We start from the raw sequence: 8,640 nt of genomic DNA, 5'->3' as shown, positions 1-8,640 counted from the left end.
GCGGCCTTCGTACCGATGGCGGCGGTGTTCCCGGCGCTGGAGCCGCGGCACAAGGGGGCGGCGATTTCGGTGTATAACCTGTCAGCCGGTCTGTCAAACTTCCTTGCGCCGGCGATTGCCGTGGTGCTGCTGCCCTGGTTCAGCACGCTCGGCGTGGTCATTGCCTACACGGCGCTGTATGTCGTGGCCTTCATCCTGTGTCCGTTTATTCGGGTTGAACAGCCTGGGTTTGTTCGTCAGGAAACCTGTAAGGGTGAAACGGTCGGAATTTCGTAATTTATTCAGGCCTGACGGCAGCGTCGGGCCATTCACGGAGACGTATGATGGATGTTAAGGCGGTAATTTTTGACATGGATGGCGTCATCATTGACTCCGAAGGCCTGTGGCGTCAGGCGCAGAAAGCAGCTCTGGCAGGCTGGCGTGCTGAGGTCAGCGACGAAGAGTGTGAGTCACTGACGAAAGGCAAGCGGCTGGATGAGATTGCCCGGACCTGGTGTGAATACTGTAAACTTGAGGCCGATCCTGAAATGATTGAAGCGGCCATTCGTCTGCGTATCATCGAACTGATTGGCCGGGAAGGCAAAGCGATAGAGGGCATCTACGACGTGATGGCGTATTTTCGTGAGGCAGGTTACCGGATTGCACTTGCCACCTCTTCGTCGCATGAAATCGTGCATGCGGTGCTTAAGAAACTCAGGATGGGTCACTATTTTGAGGTCATTTGCAGCGCCGACGATGAACGCTACGGAAAACCGCACCCTGCCGTCTATCTCTCGGCGCTGCGAAAATTAGGCCTGACGGCCTCGCAGTGCATAGTGATTGAGGACAGCCAGAGCGGCTACCGTGCCGCCCTTAGTGCGGGGCTCAAAACCATCATCGTCTCGCCAGCGTGCCATCATGCCAGCTTTAACAATGCCAGTGGCCGGTATGCGTCTATGCATGCGCTGCTGGAAACGCTTGCCGTTCCAGCCCCGGAAGCGGGTTAGTTGACTGATTTTTAAGCGCAGAAGTTTCCGCGGGTTGTTGCCGGTCAGCATATTCCTGCTTCTGCGCTTACCTTCAAATAACGTCTCCCGATCAACCTCACATTTCCCCGCGCTTTTGTGAAAATTGTCACGTCCGACCGTGCATATGCCCAAAAAATAGCCTCTCCTTAACGCGTTTTGTCCGAGGACGTGCTGATTTTTTATGCTTAAATTACATACTGAAACGCATTTTTAAAATCATAAAACCCCTTTGTCATTTTCTGCTTCTGGGCTTATCGCCGGACTTAAGGACCGATAATGAAAATTGAATCTGTAAACGTCACCGTTTTTCAGTACCCGACGCGTCGGGTCTCTGACGCCGCGGGGCATTCGCATCCTGGGCCGGAGAGCATGGCCAAAATGGCGATGCTGACCCTCACGGCAGAAGAGGGCTCCCGCGGATATTCGTTCGCGCCGCCGGAAGTGGTGCGCCCCTTTGTGGTCAATACCTTCTTTCGCAAAGTGCTGGTGGGGCAGGACGCATTCAACCGGGAACGCATCTGGCAGGATCTGGCGCACTGGCAGCGGGGAAGCGCGCATCAGCTGACCGAGCGTGCGCTGGGCTTCGTTGAACAGGCGCTGTGGGATCTGATTGGCCGTAAGCTCAACCTGCCGGTCTGGAAACTGCTTGGCGGCTATCGCGATAAGGTGCCGGCCTACGGCAGCACCATGTGCGGCGACGATCTGCCGGGCGGATTATCCACGCCGGAGGAGTATGCCAGCTTTGCCGAAAAGCTGGTGGCGCGCGGTTACAAGGCCATCAAGCTGCACACCTGGATGCCGCCGGTCTCTTTCGCCCCCAATCCAAAGATGGACGTCAAAGCCTGTGCCGCCGTGCGTGAAGCGGTTGGCCCGGACATTGACCTGATGATTGACGGCTACCACTGGTACAGCCGTACCGAGGCGCTGTACATCGGCAAAGCGCTGGAAAAGCTTGACTTCGCCTGGTTTGAAGAGCCGATGGAGGAGGAGAGCATGGCCTCCTACGCGTGGCTGGCGGAGAACCTCTCGATTCCGGTTATCGGGCCGGAAAGCCTGGGCGGAAAGCACCACAGCCGTGCTGACTGGATCAAAGCCGGGGCGTGCGACATCCTGCGCGCGGGGTCGAACGGCGTGGGCGGCATTTCCCCAACGCTGAAGGTGGCGAACCTGGCGGAATCTTTTGGCATGGACTGCGAAATACACGGCAACGGCGCGGCCAGCCTGGCGGTGATTGGCGCCATCAAAAACTGCCGCTGGTACGAGCGCGGCCTGCTGCACCCGTTCCTCGACTACGACCAACCGGCGGCGTACCTCAACAGCCTGGTGGACCCGATGGACGAAAACGGCATGGTCAGTCTGCCGACCCGCCCGGGACTGGGCGAAGACATTAATTTTGCATATATCGAAGCCAATACCGTCAGCCACGACTGACAGATAAAAACGTACCCTACAGGCGATATATACATGAAACGATCTCCCTTAGCCGGGGCGTGCTTGCTCGCGCTCTCGCTGATGATGGGGAGCGGTGCGGCGTACGCGAAAACGCCGCCCGACCAGCTCATCATCGGCATGAACATGAATAACCTGCTGACCCTCGATCCGGCGGCAATGACCGGTAACGAAGTGGTCGGCATTGTGGTCAATCTCTACGACTCGCTGGTGGAGCTGGACCCGAACGCGCTCACCAACGTCAGGCCCGCGCTGGCGACGTCCTGGGATATTTCGCCGGACCGTAAAACCCTGACCTTTCACCTGCGTGACGACGTTAAATTCCACTCTGGCAACCCGCTGACGGCGGAGGATGTGGTCTGGTCGATGCGCCGTCTGCTGCACCTCAACCTTGCCCAGGCGTCGGTGTGGAAGTCGTATGGATTTTCTAAGCAAAACATCGACAGCCAAATCAGCGCCCCCGATGCCTACACGGTGCAAATTGTTCTGCCTAAGCCTAACGATCCGCAGCTGGTGATCTACTCCCTCGGCGCGCTCGGCAACCTCGGCGTGCTCGACAGCAAAACGGTGCGGCAGCACGCGGTGAATAACGACTGGGGCAACCGCTGGCTTACCACCAACGAAGCGGGTTCCGGCCCGTTTATGCTGGAAACCTGGCAGGCGAAGGACGTGCTGCGCATGCAGCGCAACCCGCAATACTGGCGGGAAGAACCCAAAATGAGCCGGGTGGTGCTGCGTCATTTCCAGGAGTCACAAACCCTGCGCCTGATGATTGAGAAAGGCGACCTCGACGTTGCCAACAACATGGCGGTGGCGGACATTAACGCCCTGCGCAAAGACCCGCAGCTCACCGTCGAAGCCGTGCAGAAAGGCACGGTCTACTACGTGGCGATGAGCATGAAAGAGGCCCATTTCGCTAACCCGAAGGTGCGCGAAGCGGTGCGCTACTTGATTGACTATCAGGGCATCAATAAAGCGCTGATGCCGGGCTACGGCGTGCTGCACCAGCGCCCGATCAAGGCGGGTATGCCGTCCACGCTGCCGGACCCGGGCTATAGGCTCGATATCCCGCGCGCCAGAAAGCTGCTGGCGGAGGCGGGCTACCCGGACGGGTTTGACACCACCCTGCGGGTGCTGGCGGATCAGCCGTTCCTCAATATCGCCATCGCCGTGCAGTCGACGCTGATGCAGGCGGGCATCAACGCCAAAATCATCACCGGCACCGGGAACCAGATTTACGGCGCAATGCGCGAGCGCAAGTTCGACATGATGGTGGGGCGCGGCGGTAGCGGCGTCGAACCCCATCCGCACTCCAGCCTGCGGGCGTTGGTCTATAACCCGGACAACAGCGATGAAGCCCGTCTGACCAACTTCCAGGGCTGGCGTACCAGCTTCTACGACAAGCCGCTCAATGAAATGATCGACAAGGCCCTGCTGGAGCGCGATCCGGAAAAACAGATCGCCGACTACCAGCAGATCCAGGTCCGCTACGACGCGCTGATCCCGGCGATGATCCCCCTGTCACAGATGGTCGATTCGGTGGTGGTGCGTAACGAGGTGAAGAACTTCCAGTCGCACCCGTCGGCCACCACCTTCCTGCGTGAGGTCTACAAAACCGGAGGTGACAAATGAGTGTGGCAATTCTCGCGCCCGGCTCACGGACCCGGCGCTTCTCAAAGCGGTTAACGCAGGTGGTGGTGACGCTGTTCGGCCTTCTGCTGCTGACCTTTTTCATCGGCCGCGTAATGCCCGTCGATCCGGTGCTGGCGATTGTCGGACCGGATGCCGACCACAGCACCTATCAGCAGGTCTATCACCAGCTGGGATTCGACCGGTCGCTGCTGGCTCAGTTCGGTATTTACCTCAATAACCTGCTGCACGGCGATCTGGGCAACGCGCTGCTGACGGGTAAACCGGTGACTGCCGATATTCTGCGCGTCTTCCCGGCGACGCTCGAGCTGGCGACGATGGCGATTATCGTAGGTGCGGGTCTGGGCATTCCGCTGGGCGTACTGGCGGCGGCGCGGCGCAACAGCGTTTCCGACTACGTGGTGCGCATCATCAGTCTGGCGGGTTATTCCACGCCGATTTTCTGGGTCGGGATGATGGGGCTGCTGCTGTTCTACGCCTGGCTTGGCTGGGTGGGAGGCGCGGGACGTCTGGATCTCGGACTGGAGGGGGTAGTCCCACGCCGCACCGGACTGATGACGGTGGATGCGCTGCTGGCCGGGAACGGCGCGGTGTTCTGGAACGCCATTAACCATCTGGTTTTGCCCGCGTCGCTGCTTGGCTTCCACTCGCTGGCCTATATCAGCCGCATGACCCGCAGCTTCATGCTGGCGCAGCTGTCGCAGGAGTTCATTATCACTGCCCGGGTGAAGGGCTTAACTGAACGTCAGGTGATCTGGAATCACGCGTTTCGCAACATTCTCGTACAGCTCCTGACGGTAGTGGCGCTGGCCTACGGCTCGCTGCTGGAGGGGGCGGTGCTGATTGAAACCGTCTTCTCCTGGCCGGGCTTCGGTTCGTATCTCACCGGCAGCCTGCTGCTCGGGGATATGAACGCGGTCATGGGCTGCGTGCTGCTGGTGGGGGTCATCTTCGTGATGCTGAACCTGCTCTCCGACATGCTGTATCAACTCTTTGACCCGAGGACGAAATCATGACCGTTTCTCTGGATTCGCCGCTGGGGACCGGGCCATCCGAACGCCGCCAGCGTATCAGACGCACGCTGGGCCGCGCCGCGGGCTTCGTCGGCAAGATGGCGCGCAATCCGCTCACCGCCATCGGCGGCGGGATTATCCTGCTGCTGCTGATTGTGGCGGCGTTTGCCCCGCTGATCGCGCCGTACAACCCGCTGGTGCAGGACCTCAATAACGCGCTGGTCGCCCCGAACGCACTGCACTGGTTCGGCACCGACGAGTTTGGCCGGGACATCTTCAGCCGGCTGGTGTACGGCGCGCGCATCACGCTCTACATCGTGCTGCTGGTCTCCGTGACCGTTGGCCCGCTGGGGCTGCTGCTGGGCGTCACCGCAGGCTACTTCGGCGGCAGGGTGGACGCGGTGCTGATGCGCGTCACCGATATCTTTATCTCCTTCCCGAGCCTGGTGCTGGCGCTGGCGTTTGTCGCGGCGCTCGGGCCGGGGCTGGAGCACGTGGTGATTGCGATTACGCTCACCGCCTGGCCGCCGATTGCCCGTCTGGCGCGCGCCGAAACCCTCTCTCTGCGCCAGGCCGATTTTATCTCCGCCGTGCGGCTTCAGGGTGCTTCCCCGGTGCGCGTACTGTGGCGTCACATTGTCCCGCTGTGCCTGCCGTCAGTGATTATCCGCATCACCATGAACATGGCGGGGATCATTCTCACCGCCGCCGGGCTGGGCTTTCTTGGCCTTGGCGCACAGCCGCCGGAGCCGGAGTGGGGAGCGATGATCTCCAGCGGTCGTACCTACATGATGGAGTGCTGGTGGGTGGTGACTATTCCGGGGCTGGCGATCCTGATCAACAGTCTGGCGTTCAACTTCTTAGGAGATGGCCTGCGTGACATCCTCGATCCTCGTAGCGAATAACCCGATGCTCGACGTGCGCGATCTCCACGTCGATTTTATCAACGGCGACGCGGTCACCCACGCGGTGCGCGGCGTCTCTTTCCAGCTCGGACGCGAAAAGCTGGCGATTGTCGGTGAATCCGGTTCCGGTAAATCCACCGTCGGGCGGGCGCTGCTACGCCTGCATCCGGCCAAAGCGCAGATCCGCGCCGCGCGGATGCAGTTTGGCGATGTCGATTTACAGGCCGTCAACGAGGCGCAGATGCGCGGCATTCGCGGCAAGCGCATCTCGATGATCATGCAGGACCCGAAATACTCCCTTAACCCGGTGGTGTGCGTGGGCGACCAAATTGCCGAAGCCTGGCTGACCCATCATCCGGGGCGCAAGGCGGAAGCCAAAGCCAGAGTGCTGGAGATGCTCGACGTGGTGCGCATTCGCCAGCCGGAGCGGGTGTATCACCTCTGTCCGCACGAGATTTCCGGCGGGCAGGGGCAACGCATCATGATCGCCATGATGCTGATCGCCGATCCGGAACTGGTCATTGCCGACGAGCCGACTTCGGCGCTGGACGTGTCGGTGCGTTTGCAGGTGCTGGGCCTGCTCGACGACCTGGTGCAGTCCCGCGGTCTGGGGCTGATCTTTATCAGCCACGACATCAACCTGGTGCGCAGCTTCTGCGACCGGGTGCTGGTGATGTACGCCGGACGGGTGGTGGAGTCGATTGCCGCGAAGGATCTGCACAACGCCAGGCATCCCTACACCCAGGGGCTCATCAGCGCGCTACCGGAAATAAATCATCGCCGACCGACGCTGCCGGTATTACAGCGTCAGGCCAGCTGGCTCACCGAGTAAGGAGCAGAGATGATCGAGATACAACACCTTAACCTGACGTTTGGCGAGGGCGAGAAGCGTAATCAGGTGCTGGACGATGTGAATATCAGCGTGAGGGACGGCGAGATTTACGGCCTGGTGGGGGAGTCCGGTTCGGGCAAAACCACGGTGCTGAAATGCCTTGCCGGGCTGTTTACCCACTGGGAGGGCGAGCTGGCGATTAACGGCAAGCGGCTGGAAAAACGTATCAGCCAGGAACGCTGCCGCCGGGTGCAGATGGTATTTCAGGATCCGTACGGCTCTTTGCATCCGCGTCACACCATCGGCGATATTCTGGAAGAGCCGCTGCACATTCACCGCATAAAAAATCGGGAGCGGCGCGTTCACGCCCTGCTGGATAAAGTTGGGCTTAGCCGGGCGTTTCGCGATCGCTATCCGCACCAGCTTTCCGGCGGGCAGCGCCAGCGCGTGGCGATTGCCAGGGCGCTGATTCTGGAGCCGCAGGTGCTGCTGCTGGATGAACCTACCTCGGCGCTGGACGTCTCGGTTCAGGCGGAAATCCTCAACCTGCTGGCGGAACTTCAGCGTGAGTCGAACCTGACCTACCTGATGGTCACCCACGATCTGGGCGTGATTGCCCATCTGTGTCAGAAGGTGGCGGTAATGCAGTATGGCAAAATCCTTGAAAGCCTGACGGTGGACGAACTGGTGGCCGGGCAGGCCAAAACCGACTATACGCGGATGCTGGTCAATGCCTCACAGCAGTATTCCCGCGAGATGGCGCGGGAGGTGGCGGTGTATTAGGTAGCCGGGTGGCGACTACGCGATCGGTCCTGTAGGCCGGGTAAGGCGTAGCCGCCACCCGGCAAACCATCAGCGCAAGAGCTGACAATCCGGCGGTAATCGGCACTGCAACGCGCCCGGAACAACTTCGATGCGGAATTTCTCTCCGCTCAGCGGTTCGCCATCAAGGTTAAAGGTCATGCCGTGTGGGGCGATCACTTCAAACCACGCGGATTTCCCGGCGATGATATTGGGGCTCTCCTCTGGCTGCGTCAGCGTCGTAAACAGCGCGGGCAGCAGCCCGTCGCCAGTAAAAATGCGCAGCTGTAGCTGACCATCATTAATCAGGGCTTCCGGGCAAAGCTGCTGACCGCCGCCTGCCTGACGTCCGTTGCCGATACCAATCACCAGCGCGTCGCCCTGCCAGTGGAAGTTCTCACCGTGGATTTCACAGCTGTCGGGCTTGAGGGTGTCCATGCGCATCAGGCCGTGAATGAGGTACGAGACGCCGCCCAGCGCGGCTTTCAGCTTCTCCGGCGTTTCGCTGGTGATCCGCGTGCCGAAACCGCCCGTTGCCATGTTGATAAAGCAGGTTCTTTCATTCACCTGCGCAATGTCGACGGCGGTCGCTTTCCCGAGGATAGCCAGTTGCAGCGCTTTGCCTAAATCCTCAGGTATGCCGGCGCTGGTGGCAAAATCATTGGCGGTACCGAGCGGTAAAATGCCCATCACCGGGCGATGTGCTGTGTTGAGGTCAATAAGCGCGCCAGCGATCTCGTTGATTGTTCCGTCGCCGCCGCCTGAAATGATGGTCTCAGCGCCTAACCTGATGCCTTCGTCGATATAGCGTGCCGCATCGCCTTTTTCAAAGGTCACCCGCACGTGAATGCGCGCGCCATCTTCACGCAATTCGGTGATCGCCTGGCGCAACAGATCGTTGCCTGCACTTTTGCCATTGAGAATTAATAAACTGTCTGGATAGGATGCCATCCGGGTTGCTCCCTTTTTTAACTATAGAAAGA

At 60.0% G+C, this 8,640-nt stretch carries 8 protein-coding genes and 1 pseudogene; 8 read left to right on the top strand and 1 reads right to left on the bottom strand.

The annotated features are described in order from the left end of the window. The 8 genes and pseudogenes from ACOTWU_RS09725 to ACOTWU_RS09690 form a co-directional block, all read left to right on the top strand. Positions 1–276 (top strand): annotated as a pseudogene (locus ACOTWU_RS09725) (cytochrome C biogenesis protein CcdA); the annotation flags it as partial. A gap of 44 nt (positions 277–320) precedes the next feature. Continuing rightward, on the top strand, positions 321–986 hold the full coding sequence (locus tag ACOTWU_RS09720) for an HAD family hydrolase (protein WP_126499088.1): 666 nt from the start codon (positions 321–323) through the stop codon (positions 984–986). Between the two features lie 297 nt (positions 987–1,283). Beyond that, positions 1,284–2,438 (top strand): mandelate racemase family protein, encoded by a 1,155-nt coding sequence (locus tag ACOTWU_RS09715; protein WP_058700788.1) that lies wholly within the window; start codon positions 1,284–1,286, stop codon positions 2,436–2,438. A gap of 33 nt (positions 2,439–2,471) precedes the next feature. Next, positions 2,472–4,088 carry an ABC transporter substrate-binding protein gene (locus tag ACOTWU_RS09710; RefSeq protein ID WP_220719757.1) on the top strand — a complete coding sequence of 539 codons (1,617 nt, stop codon included), beginning with the start codon at positions 2,472–2,474 and terminating at the stop codon, positions 4,086–4,088. Further along, positions 4,085–5,122, top strand: a complete 1,038-nt coding sequence (locus ACOTWU_RS09705) for an ABC transporter permease (protein ID WP_017693076.1) — start codon at positions 4,085–4,087, stop codon at positions 5,120–5,122. Before ACOTWU_RS09710 ends, ACOTWU_RS09705 begins: the two co-directional genes overlap by 4 nt. After that, a complete protein-coding gene (locus tag ACOTWU_RS09700) occupies positions 5,119–6,024 on the top strand; it encodes an ABC transporter permease (RefSeq protein WP_015572358.1) in 906 nt (301 codons plus the stop codon). Before ACOTWU_RS09705 ends, ACOTWU_RS09700 begins: the two co-directional genes overlap by 4 nt. Next, positions 5,996–6,856 carry an ATP-binding cassette domain-containing protein gene (locus ACOTWU_RS09695; RefSeq protein WP_252049262.1) on the top strand — a complete coding sequence of 287 codons (861 nt, stop codon included), beginning with the start codon at positions 5,996–5,998 and terminating at the stop codon, positions 6,854–6,856. The genes ACOTWU_RS09700 and ACOTWU_RS09695 overlap by 29 nt, the downstream gene beginning before the upstream one ends. A 9-nt stretch (positions 6,857–6,865) precedes the next feature. Beyond that, the gene (locus ACOTWU_RS09690) at positions 6,866–7,639 is read left to right on the top strand and encodes an ABC transporter ATP-binding protein (protein WP_032669504.1); all 774 of its coding nucleotides are present in this window, start codon (positions 6,866–6,868) and stop codon (positions 7,637–7,639) included. A gap of 69 nt (positions 7,640–7,708) precedes the next feature. Here the strand turns inward: ACOTWU_RS09690 and yegS are convergent, their stop codons facing one another. Next, a complete protein-coding gene (yegS, locus tag ACOTWU_RS09685) occupies positions 7,709–8,608 on the bottom strand; it encodes a lipid kinase YegS (RefSeq protein WP_015572360.1) in 900 nt (299 codons plus the stop codon). Positions 8,609–8,640 lie beyond the last annotated feature (32 nt).

Origin of the sequence: Enterobacter cloacae complex sp. GYL001, from assembly GCF_049237125.1 — a bacterium.
Taxonomy (GTDB): domain Bacteria; phylum Pseudomonadota; class Gammaproteobacteria; order Enterobacterales; family Enterobacteriaceae; genus Enterobacter; species Enterobacter hormaechei_C.
This window is presented reverse-complemented; position numbering and strand designations above follow the sequence as displayed.

Bases quoted from the DNA above. Each gene is read 5' to 3' on its own strand.
- ACOTWU_RS09710 (WP_220719757.1), top strand. From the start codon at position 2,472: ATGAAACGATCTCCCTTAGCCGGGGCGTGCTTGCTCGCGCTCTCGCTG.
- ACOTWU_RS09715 (WP_058700788.1), top strand. From the start codon at position 1,284: ATGAAAATTGAATCTGTAAACGTCACCGTTTTTCAGTACCCGACGCGT.
- ACOTWU_RS09705 (WP_017693076.1), top strand. From the start codon at position 4,085: ATGAGTGTGGCAATTCTCGCGCCCGGCTCACGGACCCGGCGCTTCTCA.
- yegS (WP_015572360.1), bottom strand. From the start codon at position 8,608: ATGGCATCCTATCCAGACAGTTTATTAATTCTCAATGGCAAAAGTGCA.
- ACOTWU_RS09690 (WP_032669504.1), top strand. From the start codon at position 6,866: ATGATCGAGATACAACACCTTAACCTGACGTTTGGCGAGGGCGAGAAG.
- ACOTWU_RS09720 (WP_126499088.1), top strand. From the start codon at position 321: ATGATGGATGTTAAGGCGGTAATTTTTGACATGGATGGCGTCATCATT.
- ACOTWU_RS09700 (WP_015572358.1), top strand. From the start codon at position 5,119: ATGACCGTTTCTCTGGATTCGCCGCTGGGGACCGGGCCATCCGAACGC.